This is a genomic window from Hydrogenophaga sp., assembly GCF_035481345.1.
Lineage (GTDB): Bacteria > Pseudomonadota > Gammaproteobacteria > Burkholderiales > Burkholderiaceae_C > Hydrogenophaga.
Genome location: NZ_DATIGV010000151.1, coordinates 1 through 18,065, shown reverse-complemented (window position 1 = coordinate 18,065; position 18,065 = coordinate 1). Strand labels below are relative to the sequence as shown.

Annotated in this window: 19 protein-coding genes; 7 read left to right on the top strand and 12 right to left on the bottom strand. The window is 70.3% G+C overall.

All coding sequences use genetic code 11. The features are described 5' to 3' along the window. Positions 1–4 precede the first annotated feature (4 nt). From VLG41_RS15770 to VLG41_RS15720, 11 genes are all read right to left on the bottom strand, one after another. A complete protein-coding gene (locus VLG41_RS15770) occupies positions 5–382 on the bottom strand; it encodes a type II secretion system protein (protein ID WP_325350348.1) in 378 nt (125 codons plus the stop codon). Continuing rightward, positions 382–858 carry a type II secretion system protein gene (locus VLG41_RS15765; RefSeq protein WP_325350347.1) on the bottom strand — a complete coding sequence of 159 codons (477 nt, stop codon included), beginning with the start codon at positions 856–858 and terminating at the stop codon, positions 382–384. The genes VLG41_RS15770 and VLG41_RS15765 overlap by 1 nt, the downstream gene beginning before the upstream one ends. Further along, positions 855–3,065 carry a secretin and TonB N-terminal domain-containing protein gene (locus VLG41_RS15760; RefSeq protein WP_325350346.1) on the bottom strand — a complete coding sequence of 737 codons (2,211 nt, stop codon included), beginning with the start codon at positions 3,063–3,065 and terminating at the stop codon, positions 855–857. The genes VLG41_RS15765 and VLG41_RS15760 overlap by 4 nt, the downstream gene beginning before the upstream one ends. Positions 3,066–3,094: 29 nt before the next feature. Further along, positions 3,095–3,637 (bottom strand): hypothetical protein, encoded by a 543-nt coding sequence (locus VLG41_RS15755; protein WP_325350345.1) that lies wholly within the window; start codon positions 3,635–3,637, stop codon positions 3,095–3,097. Further along, on the bottom strand, positions 3,634–4,194 hold the full coding sequence (locus VLG41_RS15750) for a hypothetical protein (RefSeq protein WP_325350344.1): 561 nt from the start codon (positions 4,192–4,194) through the stop codon (positions 3,634–3,636). The genes VLG41_RS15755 and VLG41_RS15750 overlap by 4 nt, the downstream gene beginning before the upstream one ends. Continuing rightward, positions 4,191–4,724 (bottom strand): hypothetical protein, encoded by a 534-nt coding sequence (locus VLG41_RS15745; protein WP_325350343.1) that lies wholly within the window; start codon positions 4,722–4,724, stop codon positions 4,191–4,193. The genes VLG41_RS15750 and VLG41_RS15745 overlap by 4 nt, the downstream gene beginning before the upstream one ends. Positions 4,725–4,738: 14 nt before the next feature. Further along, positions 4,739–5,545, bottom strand: coding sequence for a hypothetical protein (locus VLG41_RS15740; protein ID WP_325350342.1), 807 nt, complete (start codon positions 5,543–5,545; stop codon positions 4,739–4,741). Further along, complete coding sequence (locus VLG41_RS15735; protein ID WP_325350341.1) at positions 5,532–7,211, bottom strand: GspE/PulE family protein; 1,680 nt, start codon at positions 7,209–7,211, stop codon at positions 5,532–5,534. Before VLG41_RS15735 ends, VLG41_RS15740 begins: the two co-directional genes overlap by 14 nt. Before the next feature lie 349 nt (positions 7,212–7,560). Further along, on the bottom strand, positions 7,561–8,769 hold the full coding sequence (locus tag VLG41_RS15730) for a type II secretion system F family protein (RefSeq protein ID WP_325350340.1): 1,209 nt from the start codon (positions 8,767–8,769) through the stop codon (positions 7,561–7,563). Beyond that, positions 8,766–9,209: a type II secretion system major pseudopilin GspG gene (gene gspG / locus VLG41_RS15725; protein WP_325350339.1), complete on the bottom strand. Its 444-nt coding sequence runs from the start codon at positions 9,207–9,209 to the stop codon at positions 8,766–8,768. Before gspG ends, VLG41_RS15730 begins: the two co-directional genes overlap by 4 nt. 465 nt (positions 9,210–9,674) lie before the next feature. After that, on the bottom strand, positions 9,675–10,370 hold the full coding sequence (locus VLG41_RS15720) for a response regulator (protein ID WP_325350338.1): 696 nt from the start codon (positions 10,368–10,370) through the stop codon (positions 9,675–9,677). Positions 10,371–10,563: 193 nt separating this feature from the next. On the opposite strand from VLG41_RS15720, the gene pstS reads away from it, so the two are divergent. From pstS to epsG, 5 genes are all read left to right on the top strand, one after another. Then, positions 10,564–11,607, top strand: coding sequence for a phosphate ABC transporter substrate-binding protein PstS (gene pstS / locus VLG41_RS15715; protein ID WP_325350337.1), 1,044 nt, complete (start codon positions 10,564–10,566; stop codon positions 11,605–11,607). A gap of 55 nt (positions 11,608–11,662) precedes the next feature. Further along, entirely contained in the window at positions 11,663–12,643 is a 981-nt protein-coding gene (locus tag VLG41_RS15710) for an EpsD family peptidyl-prolyl cis-trans isomerase (RefSeq protein ID WP_325350336.1), read from the top strand. A gap of 74 nt (positions 12,644–12,717) precedes the next feature. Further along, positions 12,718–13,524, top strand: coding sequence for a polysaccharide export protein EpsE (epsE, locus tag VLG41_RS15705; protein WP_325350335.1), 807 nt, complete (start codon positions 12,718–12,720; stop codon positions 13,522–13,524). Between the two features lie 13 nt (positions 13,525–13,537). After that, positions 13,538–14,920 (top strand): chain length determinant protein EpsF, encoded by a 1,383-nt coding sequence (gene epsF / locus VLG41_RS15700; protein ID WP_325350334.1) that lies wholly within the window; start codon positions 13,538–13,540, stop codon positions 14,918–14,920. Beyond that, complete coding sequence (gene epsG / locus VLG41_RS15695) at positions 14,917–15,774, top strand: chain length determinant protein tyrosine kinase EpsG (RefSeq protein WP_325350333.1); 858 nt, start codon at positions 14,917–14,919, stop codon at positions 15,772–15,774. The genes epsF and epsG overlap by 4 nt, the downstream gene beginning before the upstream one ends. Here epsG and VLG41_RS15690 read toward each other — a convergent pair. Beyond that, on the bottom strand, positions 15,771–16,190 hold the full coding sequence (locus VLG41_RS15690) for a VanZ family protein (protein ID WP_325350332.1): 420 nt from the start codon (positions 16,188–16,190) through the stop codon (positions 15,771–15,773). The two genes, epsG and VLG41_RS15690, sit on opposite strands and share 4 nt — an antisense overlap. A 1-nt stretch (position 16,191) precedes the next feature. Between VLG41_RS15690 and xrtB the strand changes: the two genes are divergently transcribed. Both xrtB and epsI read left to right on the top strand, forming a co-directional pair. Continuing rightward, positions 16,192–17,097 (top strand): exosortase B, encoded by a 906-nt coding sequence (gene xrtB, locus VLG41_RS15685; RefSeq protein ID WP_325350331.1) that lies wholly within the window; start codon positions 16,192–16,194, stop codon positions 17,095–17,097. Between the two features lie 322 nt (positions 17,098–17,419). Beyond that, a partial coding sequence (epsI, locus tag VLG41_RS15680) for an exosortase-associated protein EpsI, B-type (RefSeq protein WP_325350330.1) occupies positions 17,420–18,065 on the top strand: 646 nt, incomplete at its 3' end.

The following is an 18,065-nucleotide window of genomic DNA, read 5'->3' as shown; positions in this document are numbered from 1 at the left end:
GCCTTCACCATTCGCCATAGGCCTTGCCCTCTTCCTCGGCGCCGCTGCGCAGGTCCCACACGCCACCGGCCACGGGCTCGCCGTCGGGGCGGCCCGGCGGTGGCAGCAATGCCCAGGTGTCGTTGCGTTCGTTGACGGGGTCGGTGGGCAGGGCGCGCAGGTAGCGCTTCTCCACCAGCTCCTCCAGGCTCGCGGGGTAGCGGTCGTGGTCGCCGTGGAAACGGTCGATGGCCTGGCGCGTGACGGCCAGCGTCTCGCGCAGCGCGGCTTCTCGCGCGCGGTCCACCTGGGCGAAGTAGCGCGGCGTGACCAGCGTGAGCAGCGTGGCGATGATGGCCATGACCACCAGCAGTTCGATGAGCGTGAAGCCGCGCGCCTTCATCACCAGTTCCGGTAGGGTTCGCCGCGCAGCGCGCGCCGCGGCGACAGCGAGTACACGTCGAACACGTCCTCGCCGGCCATGGGCGCGTCGGGCGGGCTGCCGTAGGCGCGCAGGCCCCAGGTCAACGCGGCGGGTGCGTCGCCGTCGGCCGCGAAGGGGTCGCGCGGGATGCGGCGCAGGAAGATCAGCTTGGCGCCCGCGACGCTGCGCACGTCGGGCACGCCATTGACCAGCTCGTCGAGCGAGCGCGGGTAGCCGCTGGCGCCCACGCGGTTGGCGATGCGGCCCTCGCCATAGGCGGTCTTGTAGGCGTCCAGCGCCTCGCGGATCTGGCGCAGCGCGCTGCGCAGCTCCACCTCGCGCGCGCGCTGGGCCTGCACCTCCACCAGCGGCACGGCCACACTGGCCAGCACCGCCACGATGGCCACGGTGACCACCAGTTCGATGAGCGTGAAGCCGCGCGCGGGGCGGGTCATGGCGATTGTCCGGCGGGCGGGGCCGGTGTCAGCGGCGCCACCGGCGTGAGCGTGAGGGACGAGGGCGCCGCGGAGGGCGCAGCCGGCGCGGCGGGCTCGCCAGCGGCGGGTGGCGGCGCCGTGGCACCGCCCGGGGTGGCGCCATCGGTGGCGGGTGCGTCGCCCTGCCCTGGCGTGGCCGCATCCGGCTGGCCTGGCTGACCCTGCGCAGGCTGACCAGCCGGCCGGGCCGGCCCGCCGGCGGGTGCGTCGCGCACCTCGCGGCCCGTGCCGTCGCCGGCCTCGGGGGTTGACGCGGGCGCGGCCGGTGCCGAGGGCGGTTCGCTGGCCGCTGGCGCCCCCCGCGCGCCACCGCCCGAACTCGACAGCGACAGCTGGCGCGGCGGCGTGCGCTTGAGTTGCAGCGGCAGCGTGCCCACACTCGACTCGGAGCCCGCCGGCATCGCGGCGTCCGCGCTCTCCGGCCGTGTCACGTTGCGCACCACGCGCGGGGTGATCAGCAGCACGATCTCGGTCTTGCCCGAGTTGTCGCGCGTGCTGGAGAACAGGCGCCCCACCATGGGCAGATCGCCCAGCCCCGGCAGGCGGTTGGCGGCGCTGCGCTCCTCGTCGCTGATGAGGCCGGCGAGCACCTGGGTCTCGCCGTCGCGCAGGCGCAGCACCGTGCCCGCGCTGCGCGTGCCGATCTGGTAGGCCAGCGCATTGGCCGGCCCGGTGATCTCGCGCACCACCGAACTCACCTCCAGCGCCACCTTGATGCCCACCTCGTTGTCCAGGTAGACGTTGGGTTCCACGTCGAGCTTGAGGCCCACGTCGAGGTAGGACACCGAGGACGACACGCCCACGTTGGCGGTGGAGGTGGTGGTGAACACCGGCAGCTTGTCGCCGATGTGGATCTTGGCCTTCTCGCGGTTCTTCACGCGGATGCGCGGGTTGGCCAGGGTGTTGCCGCTGCCCGCCTCGCTGCGCAGGTTGAGCACCACCGCCGGGTTGGCCACGAAGGAGGTGAGGCCGCTACGGTTGCGCAGGTCCACGAAGCCTTCGGCCAGCTTGCCGCCGGGCGTGACGTTGCTTTGCGTGACGCCCTCGTTGACGATGGTGGTGCTGAGGTCGGGCGTGAGCCGGCCGTAGCTGATCTGGTCGGGGAAGCGCAGGCCCAGCTCCAGCAGCCGGTTGCGCGTGACCTCCAGCACCTCCACGTCCAGCATCACCTCCGGCTCGGCCATGTCGAGCGACTCGATCAGCCGCTCGGCCAGGCGAACGGCGTCGGGCGTGTCCTTCACCATCACCAGGTTGAGCTTCTCGTCGATGAAGATGTCGCGCGTCTTCACCAGCGTGCGGATCAGCGTCTGCGCCTGCTTCACGTCGGCGTTGGCCAGGAAGAAGCTGCGCGTGACGAGCTCCTGGTACTCGCGCTTCTTCACCGGCGTGTCCGGGTAGATCATCAGCGTGTTCGGGTTGAGCAGCTTGCGCTCGAGCTGGTTGGTGGTGAGCACCAGGCGCACCACCTCCTCCACGCTGGTGTCGCGCACGAAGAGCGTGACGCGCGTGTCGGCGCGCACGTCCTTGTCGAAGACGAAGTTCAGGCCCGTGGTGCGCGCGATGAGGTCGAACACGGCCTTGATCTGCACGTCGCGAAAGTCCAGCGTGATGGGCTTGCTCAAGGCCTCGGCCAGCGCGGTGGGCGGCAGGTTCGGCGCCGGCGCCTCGGCGCGCAGGCGATCGAGCAGGCGGCGCGCCTCGGCGTGGCTGGGCGCCCGGCGCAGCACCTCGCGCAGCTGGCGCTCGGCGGCGTCGTTCTGCTTCCTGTCGATCAGCGCGCGCGCCTCGGCGAGCCCGCTGGCCACGCGGGCTTCGTTGTCGATGGCGATCAGCCCGTCGCGCACGCGCGGGTTGTTGGGGTCGATGCGCTGGGCGCGCTCGAACAGCGCGCGCGATTCGTCCAGGCGGCCGATGAGGCGCTCGGTCTCGGCCAGCGCCACCAGTTGCGCGGACACGGTGTCGCGCTGGCGGAAGTAGGTGGCGCGCAGCTCGCGGTCGCTGCCGGCCTCGCGCATCGCGCGCTCCAGGCGCAGCACGCTCTCGTCGAGCCGGCCGGCGGCCAGCAGCGCATCGCTTTCCTCGATGGCGGGGTTCGCGGCACAGCCCGCGAGCAGGAACAGCAGCGAGGCCAGCAGCGGCCAGGCGCGCGGGAATGAAGCATTCAACGGAGCAAGCATCGAGGCAGACACGGCATTCACGGGGTGTTTCCGAACAGCAGCTGCTGCTTCTGGTTGAGGGGCAGGTAGGTCAGCGTCATGCCGCGCGCGCTGATGCCATCGACCTGGTACTGGGCGAAGCGCTCGCCCGCGCGCACCGCGAGCGGGCGAGCGCTGGGGTTGCTGGCTTCGGCGAGAAAAATGGTGGTGCCGCCCTCGCCGCCTTCCAGTCGGCCGAGGTAGCGGTAGGGCAGCGGCGGCGCCGTGGGTGGGGGCGCGGCCACCATGGCGGGTGGCGGCGGCGCGGGCGGCAGCCACCCGCGCGGCGCCATCAGCGGTTCGCGCGGCGGTGCCATGCGTTCGCCCTGAGATGGGGTGGGGGCCACGGGCGCGGCCACGGCTTCGCCGGTGATCACGGTCGCGGGGACCACGCCCGTGGGCAGCGGGCGTGCCGCTCGCTCGGGCACGCCCACGGTCTCATCGGACGACGCGGATGAATCGATGCCCGCCGCGTACCAGGTGGCCGCGAGCGTGGCGGCCAGCGCCGCCCACAGGCCGAGGGAAGACTTGCTTCGGCTCATGATGACGGCGCCCGCAGGTAGAACGACCAGCGCACGCGCGCCTGCACGAGCTCTTGCCCGGCCTGATCGCGCGTGGCGCTCCAGTCGTCCAGGGACAGGGTCGGCCAGCGGTTCAGGGCCTCGGCCATCCACAGCCGCAGCGACATGTCGCCCGCTTGAGCGGGCAAGCTGATCTGGTAGCGCTGCCAGCGGCCCGAGGCCTCGTCGACCAAACGGTATTCGCCCGAGGCCAGCACCACGCCGTGCCGCTGCGCCAGATGGTGCAGGTCCTGCACCGCGGCCAGCGCCGCGTCGCCCGTGGGCAGCGTGGCCACGAAATCCTGCGCCTGGCGCTGCGCCGTGTCGGCGGCGTCGGGCGGGCGGTTCGCGCGTTCGCGCCGCGCCTGCTGCGCCTGGGCGTCCCACTCGGCCGCTTGTTCGCGCAGGGGATCGGTCACCAACGGCCCAAGGGCCACGGCCGCGAGCGTGGCGGCCACACCGGCCCACAGGGGCCAGCCCAGGCGGCTGAGCCGGTAGCGCCAGGCGCGCGCGCGCGGGTGGGTCCACCAGTCCTTCACGGCTTGGCCCCTCCCCACACGATCTCGACGGTGAAGCGGATCACGGGCACGCCATCGGCCTCGCGCCGCTCGTGGCTGGCCAGCGTGGCCGTGGCCACCAGCGGCGAGCCGCGCAGCGATTCCACGTAGGCCACCGCGTGGTTCATCTCACGCGCCTCGGCGATCAGCCGCATCGGCGCGGCGCGGCCTGGCGCCTCCACTGTGAGCAGCGCCACCGGCGAATCCACGCGCGACTCGAGTTCCGCCAATAACCGGCCCCAGGGCTGGTCGAGCGCGCGTTGCGCGCGCGCGGCGGCGCGGCTCACCTCGGGCGAGGTCGGCGCCACCGGCGCGCGCGTGCCGCCGCGTGGGGCACCACCGGGCGCTGCCACACGTTCGTGCGCCTCACGCGCCGCTTGCCACTGCGCCTGCGCACCCAGGTACTCGCCCAGCGCCAGCGCCAGGCCCACCGCGCCCAAGGCCAGCACCAGCCAGGCCCAGGGCGAGGTGGACCGACGCGCACGCGCGAAGTCGATGTGCAAGGGTTTCATGTTTTGAATGGGGGTCAGATTCCAATGGGCAGGCGCGCGAGCCCATGCGGCGCCGCCCGCCCCGTGGGCACCAGTGCGCGCCAATGCGGATCGCCAGCCGTCGTGTCCACCCCCGGCCCGACCACGAACAGTGGCGCCTCGCGCGGCACGGGCGCCGTCGACTGCAGCGCGAGGCGCGACTGCAGGCCCGCCAGGGCGTCTCGCCACGCGGGCCCTTCGGCGCAGTGCACCGAGCCCAGGCCCAGCCAGCGGCCCCTCTCGTCAAGCAGAGCCAGCGTGAGATGCCCCGGCTCGACCACCGCGACCCACGCCGCACGGCCGCGCCACTGGCCGCGCCAGTGGTCCAGCGCCGAGGAGGCGTACGGCCGCACCGACACGAGCCGCGCGCCCGCGGCTTTCGCGGCCTGCGACAGCGCGGCGGGCAAGGCCTCGTCCACCGCGCACGCGGGCAGCGCCTGCCCCGGACTCGCCACCGCGTGCGCCAGGCGCCAGGCCGCGCTGGCTGCGCCGTACACGCTTCGAAAACGCAAGCGCAGAAAGGCCTGCAACTCGGTGTCGGAGCCCGCCTGCGACGGCCAGTCCACGAGTTGCCACCGCACGAACGACGCACCGAGCACCACCGACACGCGGCGCACCTGCCCGCGCTGCTGCGCCAACTGCTCCGCCAGCGCGGCCACGGCCGACCGCCACGCCGGCTCGTCGCCAGCGGCGGGGGGCCATACGGCCCCGTGCGCGGCCGCGCCGCCGAGCGAGCACACCAGGCGATCGCCGAGCAGCGCCACGCGCAGGTGACGCGATGGGCGTGCGTCAGCGGACCACACGCTGGATCTCCTGCCAGGTGGTTTCACCCCGGCGCACCAGGTCCAGCGCCGCGTCACGCAACTCGCGCGTGCCCTTGGCGAAGGCCAGTTCCTTCACGCGGCGCACCGGCTCACGCTGCACGATGGCCTCGCGCAGCTCGTCGTCGAGCACCAGCAATTCGGCCACGGCCTTGCGGCCCTTGTAGCCCGTGCCGCGGCAGCTCGCGCAGCCACGCGCGGCGCGCAGGCGGACGTAGCCGCCGTTGCCCGCGCCGATCGCCGAGAGCGTGTCCGCATCCGGCGCTTCTTCCTCCGCGCAGTCGTTGCACAGCACGCGCACCAGCCGCTGCGCCACGATGCCGTTGAGCGCGGCCATCAGGCTGTACGGGTCCAGCCCCATGTGCGTGAAGCGGCCCAGCACGTCGAACACGTTGTTGGCGTGCACGGTGGTGAGCACCAGGTGGCCGGTGAGCGCGGCCTGCACGGCGATCTGCGCGGTCTCGGCGTCGCGGATCTCGCCGACCATGATCTTGTCCGGGTCGTGCCGCAGGATGGAGCGCAGCCCGCGGGCGAAGGTGAGGCCCTTCTTCTCGTTCACCGGGATCTGCAGCACGCCGGGCAACTGGTATTCCACCGGGTCCTCGATGGTGACGATCTTGTCGTGCCCGTGATGGATCTCGTTGATCGCGCCGTACAGCGTGGTGGTCTTGCCGCTGCCGGTGGGGCCGGTCACCAGCACCATGCCGTAGGGCTCGTTGCACAGGCGGCGCAGCACGGCCATGGTGGTGGCGTCAAAGCCCAGCACGTCCAGGCGCAGGCCGCTCATGTCCCCGGCCAGGCGCTCCTTGTCGAGCACGCGCAGCACGGCGTCCTCGCCGTGGATGCTGGGCATGATGGAGACGCGGATGTCGATGGCGCGGCCGCGCGCAGCGACCTTGAAGCGCCCGTCCTGCGGCACGCGCCGCTCGGCGATGTCGAGCTCGGCCATGACCTTGATGCGCGAGATGACCTGGTCGGCGGTCTCGCTGCCGGCGATCGATCCCACGCTGGCCAGCACGCCGTCGATGCGGTACTTGATGCCAATGCCGGCGGGGCCGGTCTCCAGGTGGATGTCGCTGGCGCCGGCCTTGAGCGCGTCGTACAAGGTGGAGTTGACCAGGCGCACCACGGGGCTGGTGTCTTCGCTGATGCTGCGCAGCGAGATGTCCTCGACGCGCTGCCCCTCGTCGGCCTCGCCGGCCATGGTGGACAGGCCGTCCATGGCGCGCAGGTCTTCCTCGTGCCGCGCCAGGTAGGCCTCGATGTCGCCGCGCGAGGCGACCACGATCGCCATCGGGCGACGCAGCCGCTCCTGCGCCCAGGACAGCAGGTCGTTGTCGAAGGGGTCGGCCACGACAAGCACGCCGTGGCCTTCCTCATCGCGCATGAACAGGCATTCGTGCTGCATCGCCTCGGCGTAGGGCAGCGCGTCGAAGGCGGGTTGCAGGGCGTTGAGGCGCTGGTGGTCGGCAAACGGCAGGCCGGCGGTGCGGGCGAGTCGCTGCGAGATCGAGTCGGCGTGTTCGCCCTGGGCTTCGAGGACGGCTGACAGGGACAGGCCTTTTTGTGCCGCTTCCTTTTTCGCACGCCGCAAGGCGTCGGGGTCGAAGGCGGCGATCAGGGCTTGCAGGTCGGCGGGGGCGTTCATGTTTTTGTTGCCTTCCCGTTTCGCTCTTGCTTGGTTGGTTGACCGAGGCCACTGGGTGGACGGCTCCGCGAATGTCCCCCGGGCCGGCTGCGCCGGCCCTCCTCCTTTATTTCGCTGCGCCGTCCACCCAGCGTCCTCGGTCCGCCCGCGTGCAGGCACACCACCCGCTGGAGTTCCAACGTTTTCCTGGATCGAGGGGACGCGGTGCCCTGTGTAGCGAAATAAAGGAGGAGCCAAGGGCGCAGCCCTTGGCGGGGGACATTCGCGGAACAGGGCGCCGCGGCGCCTCGATCACGCGAAGCAGCGGCCTGCAATCCGCCACGAAAGCCAACCACACAAGCGAAGAAACTCATTGAATCGACTCCGCCAGTTGAAAGATCGGCAGGTACATCAGCACCACGATCGCGCCGATCAATACACCCATCACCAGCATCAGCGCCGGCCCCACCACCCGCGTCGCCCACTCCGCCGAGCGCGCCAGCTCCTCGTCGTGGAACGCCGCGGCGCGCTCCATCATCTCGCCCATGTTGCCCGTGCGCTCGCCCACGCTCAGCATGCGCAGCGACACCGGCGTGGTGAGCCCGTGCGCCGCCAGCGCGCCCGACAGCGGCAAGCCCTCGCGCACCTGCGCACTCGCCGCCGCCAGGTTCTCGCGCAGGCCCGGCGACAGCAGACCTTGCACCATCTCCAGCGCCGGCACCACCGCGATGCCCCCGCGCAGCAGCATGCCCACCGTGCGGTACAGCCGCGCCAGTTGAAACACGCGCAGCCGTTCCCCGATCGCCGGCAGCGTCCACAGCTTCTGCAACAACAGCGCCCACACGCCACGCCCCAGCGGCGACGCGGCCAGCAACACCACGCCACCCAGCACCACCACCAGCGCCACGCCGTTCTGCTCCACCGCTTGCCCCCAGTGCAGCATCCAGCGCGAGGCCCAGGGCAGCTTGTCGCCCATGTCCTGGTACACGTTCGCGAAGCGCGGCACCACGTACACCATCAGGAAACCGATCACCAACAGGCTCACCAGCACCAGCATCACCGGGTAGATGGCCGCGTTCACCAGCTTGCCCTTGATCTCGTCCACGCGCCGCGCGTACTCCACGTAGCGCTCCAGCGCCTCGGCCAGGCTGCTGGTGCGCTCGCTCGCGCGCACCGTGGCCACGTACAGCGGCGTGAAGGCGTGCGGCTGCGCCTGCAGCGCGGCCGAGAAGGTCAGGCCCTGGCGCAGCGCGGTGCGCACGCGCTCCAGCACCTCGCGCGTGGCGGCCTTGCTTTCCTTCTCCACCAGGGTCTGCACCGCCTCCACGATGCCCACGCCCGAGCGCAGCAGCGCCAGCAGCTCCTGGCTGAAGAGCACGAGCGGAAACGCCGCGCCGCGGCGGCCACCGCCCCAGCGCCCCTTGTCCGGGTGCACCGTCACCACCTCGTGGCCGCGCTCGCCCATCAGGCGGCGCGCCTCGGCCTCGTCGAGCGCGTCCACCGTCTGGGTGACGAGCCGCAGATCGGGCTGGAAGGACTTGATGCGATAGCGCATGGCGGGGTTGAGCGAAACGCTCACCAGCTCACGATGTCCTGGTTCTCGCCGGTGCCACCGGGCTGGCGGTCCTTGCCGTAGGACAGGAGTTCGTATTCACCGTGTTCGCCCGGCGAGCGGTACACGTAGGCCTGGCCCCAGGGATCGGGCGGCGCCACCTTGCTCAGGTAGGGACCGTTCCAGCGCGGGTCGCTGGCCACGCGCTCCACCAGCACGCCCAGGCCTTCGTCGCTGGTGGGGTAGCGGCCCATGTCCAGGCGGAACTGGTCGAGCGCCTTGCCGAAGGCGGTGATCTGCGCCTGCGCGGTCTTCACCTCGGACTTGCCGACCTGCGAGAAGAAGCGCGGCCCCACGAAGCCGGCGAGCAGACCGATGATGACCATGACCACCAGCAGCTCGAGCAGGGTGAAGCCTCGGGCGACACGTTGACGCTTTCGTGCCCGCGCACACAAATTCTGGGACATGGAGGTGAACCTTCTGAAGCGATGACAGGCGGCTCGTTGCGCCACCCATCCAACCTTACGAACCGCTCATGAAGAAGGGGTTACACCGGAGCGTTTGGAGGAGGCTTCTGCGGTGCCTTGTGTCGGGAATGAGCCGAACGGACTATGTCTCTGGTGGTCGTCGCGCATTGCCCGCCTGCGCTTCTGCCCGCCTGAGGCCACTGGGTGAACGGCTCCGCGAATGTCCCCCGGACGGCTGCGCCGTCCTCCTCCTTTATTTCGCTGCGCCGTTCACCCAGCGTCCTCAGGCACTCACGCGGTCGGCACGCCACCACTGGCACACCAGCTCGTTGGCAGATCGAGGCGACATGGCGCCCTGTGTAGCGAAATAAAGGAGGAGCCGAGGGCGAAGCCCTCGGCGGGGGACATTCGCGGAACAGGGCGCCATGTCGCCTCGATCCACCCAAGAAGCAGGCGTGAAAGACCTCAAACCAGAGGCTCCAACGCAAAGCTGTACCCGCTCCCGCGAATCGTGCGGATCATCCGATCCAACCCCGCCGGCAGCAGCGCGTTGCGCAGCCGGCTGATGTGCACGTCCACCGTGCGGTCGTCGCCCACGAAGTCCGCGCCCCACACGTGGTCCAGCAATTGCGATCGGCTGTACACACGGTCCGCGTGCGTGATGAGGAAGTGCAGCAAGCGGAACTCGGTGCCGCCGATGGCCAGCGGGCGGCCGGCGGCGCTCACCGTCATCGCCGCCGGGTCGAGCACGATGCCGGCCAGGCGCACCACCTCGGCGTTGGCCTGCGGCGCGCGCCGGCGCAGCACCACGCCGATGCGCGCGATCAGTTCGCGCGTGGAGAAGGGCTTGGTGATGTAGTCGTCAGCGCCCACTTCCAGGCCCGCGATCTTGTCGCGTTCCTCGTTGCGCGCCGACACCAGGATCACCGGCACCTCGCGCTGCTTCGGGTCGCTGCGCAGCACGCGGATCAGGTCCACGCCCGACATGCCGGGCAGCTCCCAATCCAATAGCAACAGATCGGGCCGCCACTGCAGCAGCAGCTCGCGCGCCTCCTCGGCCCCGCCCACGCAGCGCACCGCGTGGCCCGCCCGCACGAGGTTCGCCGTGAGCAGCGTCTGGATGGCCGGCTCGTCTTCGACCACAAGGATTTGAGCAGCCATGAATGGGTTCGTTCGGAAGTGGCGCGATCGTAGGAAGGCGGGGTGACGTTTTGATTGCATGCACCGCCCGCGCACCCCCGGTAGGCATGAGCCGTATGGACCATGCGCGGGCCGCCCCGGTCACACATTTGACGTACTGGATTCCTAGACTGCCGCCCACCTGCTGCACCACCGGATGAAAGAAGACAGTCCCATGTTCGCGACTCCGATCCACACGACACGGGCCCTGTTGCTGGCGATGGGCGCGGCCACCTGCATCGGCGCCAGCGCGCAGGACATCACCGGTGCCGGCGCGACCTTTCCCGCGCCGGCCTACGCCAAATGGGCCGAAGCCTTCAGCCGCGAGACCGGCATCAAGGTGAACTACCAGGCCATCGGCTCCAGCGGCGGCATCCGCCAGATCGACAGCCGCACGGTGGACTTCGGCGCCACCGACGCACCCCTGAAGGACGAGGAACTCGATCGCAAGTCACAGGTGCAGTTTCCCGCGCTCATCGGCGGCGTGGTGCCGGTGGTGAACCTGCGCGGCGTCAAGCCAGGCGAACTGCGCCTGACCGGTGCCGTGCTCGCCGACATCTACATGGGCAAGCTCACGCGCTGGAGCGACCCAGCGATCAAGGCGCTCAACCCGAACCTGCCGCTGCCCGACGCCACCATCGCGCCGGTCTACCGCTCCGATGGCTCGGGCACCACCTTCATCTTCACCAACTACCTCTCCAAGGCCAGCAGCGACTGGCGCTCGCGCGTGGGCGAAGGCGCCACCGTGGGCTGGCCGCTGGGCACCGGCGGGCGCGGCAACCCCGGCGTGGCCGCGCTGGTGGCGCGCGTGTCCAACAGCATCGGCTACGTGGAGTACGCCTACGTGCAACAGTCGCACCTGACGCACGCGATCGTGCAGAACGCGGCGGGCCAGTGGGTGGCGCCGGGCACCGAGGCCTTTCGCGCCGCCAGCGCCAGCGTGGACTGGAGCGGCTCCAGCCACCAGATGCTCACACAGCAGCCGGCACCCGAGGCCTGGCCGATCACCGGCGCGACCTTCATCCTCATGCCGCGCAAGCCCGAGCGCACCGAGCAGGCGGTCAACAGCCTGCGCTTCTTCCACTGGGCTTTCCAGCACGGCGCCGATCTCGCGCAGTCGCTGGGTTACGCGGCGCTGCCGCCGGCCGTGGTGTCCACGCTGGTGGGCCGTTGGGACGGCATCACCGGTGCCGACGGCAAGCCCCTGTTCACGCCTTGAGACACCGTCCAACGGCGCGACCCGTGCCGCGCCATCTCCTTCAGGAGTCCTACCCATGAACACCGTTCGCCACACCCCGGCGCCGTCGCGCCCCCTGTTGAGCGCGCTGTGCGCCGCTTCCCTCCTGCTGTTGTCGGCCTGCGGCAAGGCCGATGAAGGCGCCGTGCCCGCGCAGGCCTCGCAAGTGGCCGCCAAGGTCGGCAGCAGCGAGATCTCGGTGCACCAGATCAACCAGGTCCTCAGCCGCACGCCGTTGAACGCGAACTCGAAGGAGGCCGTGCAGTCCGCCAGCCGCCAGGCACTGGAACGCCTCATCGACCAGCAACTGGCGGTGGACCAGGCCACCGAACAGAAGCTGCACCGCTCGCCCGACGTGGTGGCCCAACTGGAAGCCGCGCGCCGCGAGGTGCTGGCACGCGCCTACCTGCAGCAGGTGATGACCGCGATCGCCCAGCCCAGCCCCGATGAAATCCGCACCTACTACAAGGAGCACCCGGCCCTGTTCTCCGAACGCCGTGTGTTCAATCTCCAGGAAATCCGCGTGGTCAAGGCCGGCCCCGTGATGGATCAGTTGCAGGCCATGGCCAACGAAGGCCGCCGCATCGAGGAGGTCGCCGACATGCTTCGCGGCAAGGGACTGGTCTTCGGCGGTGGCAGCGCGACGCGCACCGCGGAACAGCTTCCGCTGGACCTTCTGCCACGCATCCACGCCCTCAAGGACGGCCAAAGCCTGGTGGTGCCGGCGCGTGACGACGCCACCTTCATCCGCGTGGCCTCGTCACGCCAGATTCCGTTGAACGAGCAGGACGCCTCCGCCGGCATTGCGAAGTACCTGGGTAACCTGCGCGCCGCCGAGGCCGTGAGCAACGAGATCAAGCGCCTGCGCGCGGCCACCACCGTCACCTACGTGGGCGAGTTCGAGCAGGCCGCGGCGACGCCCGGCGAGACCGCGTCCACCGCACCGGCCTCGGTCACCGAGGAGCCGAAGAAGGACGAGCCCAGCGTTCTGGAACGCGGCATTCAAGGCTTGAAATGAACCACCCCCGCCGCGCGACGCGCGCCCCCCTCAAGGGGGCCATGCCTGCGGCCCGGCAAAGCCGGTTCCGCGGCATGCCCTGCCTGGCGTGGCTGGCACGCCTGCTGGTGCTGCTGGCGATGTGGGGCCCTGCACTCGCGCAGTCGCCCTCCTCCGGCGACTACCCGCTCGCCGCTGGCGACGTGATCCGCGTCCAGGTGTTCCAGAACCCCGACCTCACGCTAGAAACGCGCATCAGCGACAACGGCACCATCAGCTACCCGCTGATCGGCAGCGTGCGCGTGGGCGGGCTCAGCGTGGCCATGGCCGAGCGGCGCATCGCCGAGGCCCTGCGCACCGGCGGCTTTCTGCAGAACCCGCAGGTCACCGTGCTGCTCACGCAGATCCGCGGCAGCCAGGTCTCGGTGCTGGGCCAGGTGGGCCGGCCCGGGCGCTTCCCGCTGGAGAGCCCCAACACACGCCTGAGCGACATGCTCGCCAGCGCGGGCGGTGCCAGTCCCGCCGGCGACGACACCGTGATCGTCACCGGCCAGCGCGACGGCCAGCCCTTCCGCGCCGAGATCGACCTGCCCGCCCTCTTTCTGCAGGCCGGCGGCGCGCAGGACATCGTGCTGCACGGCGGCGACGTGGTCTACGTGCACCGCGCGCCCACCTTCTACGTGTTCGGCGAGGCGCAGCGACCCGGCTCCTTCCGCATCGAACGCGGCATGACGGTGATGCAGGCCCTGGCCCAGGCCGGCGGCCCCACGCCGCGCGGTTCGCTCAGCCGCCTGCGCCTGCACCGCCCGCAGGCCGACGGCTCCATCCTGGAAATCGAGCCCGCCATGAACGACAAGGTGCAGGCCAACGACGTGCTCTACGTGCGCGAGAGCCTTTTCTGAAGCGGTAGGCGCCATGACCCCTCACCAGTTCTTCCTCATTCTGCGCGCGCGCTGGCTCGTGCTGCTGCTCACCTTCGTGGCGGTGGTGGGCACCACCGCGGTGGTGTCCTTCATGGCCGACAAGCAGTACACCGCCACCGCCTCGGTGGTGCTGGACGTGAAGTCGCCCGACCCGGTGAGCGGCATGATGCTCGCGGGCCTGATGGCGCCGGGCTACATGGCCACGCAGGTCGACATCATCAAGAGCGACCGCGTCGCCAAGCGCGTGGTGCGCAACCTGCGCATGGACAGCAGCGCCGCCATCCAGGCCCAGTGGGCCGAGGCCACGGGCAGCCGCGGCAGCCTCATCGACTGGCTGGCCGAACTGCTCAAGCGCAACCTGGACGTCAAGCCCTCGCGCGAGAGCAACGTCATCAACATCGAATACGTGGGCACGGACCCGCAGTTCGCCGCCGCCGTGGCCAACGCCTTCGCGCAGGCCTACGTGGACGTCAACCTGGACCTGCGCACCGAACCGGCGCGCCAGTACGCGGGCTTCTTCGACGAGCAGACCCGCGGCGCGCGCGAGCGCCTGGAGCGCGCGCAGCGCGCGCTCTCCGATTACCAGCAGCGCCACGGCATCACCTCCACCGACGAGCGCCTGGACTTCGAGACCGCCAAGCTCAACGAGACCAGCAGCCAGCTCACCGCCATCCAGGCCGCCACCACCGACAGCCAGAGCAAGCGCCAGCACAAGGACGGCGATTCCATCGCCGAGGTGATGCAAAGCCCGCTGATCAACGGCCTGAAGGCCGACATCGCGCGCCAGGAGGCCAAGCTCATCGAGGCCAGCGTCAACCTGGGCGCGAACCACCCCCAGCACCAGCGCATGCAGACCGAACTCAACGCCTTGCGCGAGCAGCTGCGCACCGAGACGGACCGCATCACCGGCTCGATCACCACCACCTACGAAGTCAACCGCCAGCGCGAGGCGCAGTTGCGCGCCGCGCTGCAGGACCAGAAGGCGCGCGTGCTCGAACTCAACCAGCAGCGCGACGAGATGGCGGTGCTGCGCCGCGAGATCGAATCGGCCCAGCGCCTGTTCGACACCCTGAGCCAGCGCGCCGCGCAAAGCACGCTGGAGAGCCAGGCCAGCCAGACCAACATCTCGGTGCTCAACCCGGCGGTGGCGCCCACCGAACCCTCGGGCCCGCGCACGCGCATCAACATGGCCATCGCGATCTTCCTCGGCGGCCTGCTCGGCGTGCTGCTCGCCACCGCGCTCGAATTCGCGCGCCGCCGCGTGCGCTCCATCGACGACCTCAGCGCGCTGGGCGAGCTGCCGCTGCTGGGCCAGGTGGGTTCGGCGCGCGGCATGATCCGCCCGCTGCGCCTGTCCATGAAAGGCGCGGCATGAACGCGCCCGAACGCATCCAGCCCGCCAGCGCCATCGGCGAGATCCTGGTCTCGCGCGGTCTGCTGCGCGAGCAGGACATCGAGCCCATCATCGAGCGCCAGCGCAGCAAGGGCGAGCCCTTCGGCGAAGCCGCCATCGCGCTCAAGCTCATCGCGCGGCCCGACCTGGACGCCGCGCTGTCCACGCAGTTCAACTACGGCTACCTGCGCGACGGCCAGGGCACGCTCTCGCGTGAGCTGGTCACGGCCTACAAGCCCTTCTCCAAAGTGGCCGAGCAGATGCGCGCGCTGCGCGGCCAGCTCATGCTGCGCTGGTTCAACGGCGATCCGCTGCGCAAGGTGCTCACCGTGGTGAGCCACCAGCCGCGCGACGGCCGCAGCTTCCTCGCGGCCAACCTCGCGGTGGCCTTCTCCCAGCAGGGCCAGCGCACCCTGCTCATCGACGGCGACCTGCGCAAACCGCGCCAGCACACGCTCTTCCACACCAACCACAGCGCGGGCTTCGCGGGCGTGCTCGCGGGCCGCGCCGGGCTGGAGGTGATCGAGAACGTGCCCGGCCTGCCCGGCCTGCGCGTGCTGCCCGCCGGGGCCGTGCCGCCGAACCCGCAGGAACTGGTGGGCATGCCCAACCTGGCCGACCTGCTGGAGCACGCGATGGACCAGTCCGACGTGGTGCTGATCGACACGCCCGCCGCCAGCACCTGCGCCGACGCCGAGATCATGGCCGCGCGCACGGGCGCGGCGCTGGTGGTGGCGCGCCGCCACCGCACGCCGCTGCGCGGCGCCAGCGAGTTCACGCGCCGCCTGCAGGACACCGGCGTGGCGCTCGTGGGCGCCGTGCTCAACGACGGCTAGGGAAGGCGGGCGTCGTCCTCATGCAAACGGTTCATCTCACGCCGATGCCACAGCACCGCGTGCACCGCCGTGCCGATCGCCGAGCCCACCGCGTTGGCCAGCAGGTCGTCCAGGTCCAGCGAGCGCGTCGGGTCGAAGGCCTGCAGGCCCTCGTCGATGGCGCCCACCAGCAGCGCCAGGCCGAAGCACAGCCACAGGTCGCGCGCGCGGCGGATGCCGATGAGCCAGCCCACGCCCAGGGCCACCCCGGTGAACAGCACGATGTGCACCGGCTTGTCCCACGGCGACACCAGCACGTGCAGCACCGCCGCGTGAACGCGCGAGCCGCCGACCCAGACCGCCAGGCAACCGAACACGGCGGCCACCCACTTCAAGGCGCGCCGCGCCGTCGGATTTCGCGAGGTTGATGTGAACACGATGGGTCGATCTCCCGGTGCGGCTGGCGATGCGTTCGCCAGGCAGTTGCTTGAATGGGCACCGATTCTGCTGGGTTTGTGTGTCCTCTATGTGCCAACGCTGGTGGGGCTGTTCACCGGCCCCTGGGCGCAGGACGACCAGTACCACGGCCCCATCGTGCTCGGCATCTCGCTGTGGCTGCTGCAGCGCAACTGGGGGGCCATGGAAGCGGCGGCGCAGGGCCAACGCGGCAGCGCCTTCGGCTGGGTGCTGGTGCTGTTCGCGCTGTTCCTCTACGCCATCGGCCGCTCGCAGGGTATCGGCGTGTTCGAGGCCGGCTCGGTGATCTGGCTGCTGGCGGGCCTGATCGTGCTGCTGCGCGGCTGGGCCGCGCTGAAGGCGCAGTGGTTCGCCTTGTTCTTCATGCTGTTCATGGTGCCGCTGCCGCCGCAGGTGGTGGACGTGGTGACCATGCCGATGAAGATGGCCGTTTCTTACGCGGCGGAGAACATCCTGTACGCGATCGGCTACCCCATCGGCCGCAACGGCGTGGTGCTGCAGATCGGCCAGTACATGCTGCTGGTGGCCGACGCCTGCGCGGGCCTGCAGACGCTGCTGACGCTGGAGGCCCTGGGTCTGTTGTACCTCAACCTGGTGCGGCGCGATTCGCTGTTTCGCAACGTGACGCTGGCGGTGCTGATCGTGCCGATCTCCTTCACCGCGAACGTGATCCGCGTGATCGCGCTCTCGCTCATCACCTACCACTTCGGCAACGAAGCCGGGCAAGGCTTCCTGCACGGGTTCGCGGGCATGGTGCTGTTCCTCAGTGCGCTGGTGCTCATCATCGCTTTCGACAGTTTTCTTCAGTTCGTTGAGGGCTTGCGTCGCCGTCCACCACCACCTCCTTCTTCCGGGGTGCTGGCTTGATGAATACCTTGCTCGTTGACACCTCGTCGGATAGCGGCGCCACGGCGCCCTGCTCCGCGAATGTCCCCCGCCAAGGGCTGCGCCCTTGGCTCCTCCTTTATTTCGCTGCGCAGGGCGCCGTGTCACCGCTATCTGCCAACACGTCCGCCCGCGAACGTTGGCGTACCGGCTTTGTTGGTGGCCTGCGGACATTGGGTGAACGGCGCAGCGAAATAAAGGAGGAGGACCGGCGAAGCCGGTCCGGGGGACATTCGCGGAGCCGTTCACCCAGTGGCCGCAGGCAAGGAAGCAGCGCAGGCATGAAACGCAACGAAGGCCACAAATGAAACAGAGCTGGAAACACCTGGTCCTCATGGCCCTGATGCTCACCTCAGCCGCCATGGCCGCCGTCATGCGCCCCACCGGCAGCCTCGCCGACGACCGCGCCCCCATCGACCTCGAATCCATGGTCCCCACCCAATTCGGTGAATGGCGCGAACAACAAGGCGTGCCCGTGCAGATCGTCGACCCCGAGATGCAGCAGACCATCGACGCCATCTACACCCAGGTCCTCACCCGCACCTACATGCACGCCAGCGGCTACCGGGTCATGCTCTCCATCGCCTACGGCAAGGCGCAGACCGACAACCTGCAGCTTCACCTGCCCGAGGTCTGCTACCCCGCCCAGGGCTTCAAGCTCGAACGCATCGAAAAGGTGCCGCTCACCCTCGGCAGCGACACCATCACCGCGCGCCGCATGCAGACCCACCTCGGCCAGCGCTTCGAGCCCGTCACCTACTGGACCGTCGTCGGCGACCACATCACCGCCAGCGGCCTCGACAAGAAACTCACCGAACTGCGCTACGGCCTGCGCGGCCGCATCCCCGACGGCATGCTGGTCCGCGTCTCCTCCATCGACCGCGACACGGCGAAGGCCCACCAGGTCCAGGCCGACTTCGCCAACGCCCTCGTCGGCGCCATCGACCCCG

Excerpts from the sequence above, each read along its gene's own strand:
- VLG41_RS15770 (WP_325350348.1), bottom strand. The coding sequence starts at position 382 with ATGAAGGCGCGCGGCTTCACGCTCATCGAACTGCTGGTGGTCATGGCC.
- VLG41_RS15765 (WP_325350347.1), bottom strand. The coding sequence starts at position 858 with ATGACCCGCCCCGCGCGCGGCTTCACGCTCATCGAACTGGTGGTCACC.
- VLG41_RS15755 (WP_325350345.1), bottom strand. The coding sequence starts at position 3,637 with ATGAGCCGAAGCAAGTCTTCCCTCGGCCTGTGGGCGGCGCTGGCCGCC.
- VLG41_RS15745 (WP_325350343.1), bottom strand. The coding sequence starts at position 4,724 with ATGAAACCCTTGCACATCGACTTCGCGCGTGCGCGTCGGTCCACCTCG.
- VLG41_RS15735 (WP_325350341.1), bottom strand. The coding sequence starts at position 7,211 with ATGAACGCCCCCGCCGACCTGCAAGCCCTGATCGCCGCCTTCGACCCC.
- gspG (WP_325350339.1), bottom strand. The coding sequence starts at position 9,209 with ATGTCCCAGAATTTGTGTGCGCGGGCACGAAAGCGTCAACGTGTCGCC.
- VLG41_RS15720 (WP_325350338.1), bottom strand. The coding sequence starts at position 10,370 with ATGGCTGCTCAAATCCTTGTGGTCGAAGACGAGCCGGCCATCCAGACG.
- pstS (WP_325350337.1), top strand. The coding sequence starts at position 10,564 with ATGTTCGCGACTCCGATCCACACGACACGGGCCCTGTTGCTGGCGATG.
- VLG41_RS15710 (WP_325350336.1), top strand. The coding sequence starts at position 11,663 with ATGAACACCGTTCGCCACACCCCGGCGCCGTCGCGCCCCCTGTTGAGC.
- epsE (WP_325350335.1), top strand. The coding sequence starts at position 12,718 with ATGCCCTGCCTGGCGTGGCTGGCACGCCTGCTGGTGCTGCTGGCGATG.
- epsF (WP_325350334.1), top strand. The coding sequence starts at position 13,538 with ATGACCCCTCACCAGTTCTTCCTCATTCTGCGCGCGCGCTGGCTCGTG.
- epsG (WP_325350333.1), top strand. The coding sequence starts at position 14,917 with ATGAACGCGCCCGAACGCATCCAGCCCGCCAGCGCCATCGGCGAGATC.
- xrtB (WP_325350331.1), top strand. The coding sequence starts at position 16,192 with ATGGGTCGATCTCCCGGTGCGGCTGGCGATGCGTTCGCCAGGCAGTTG.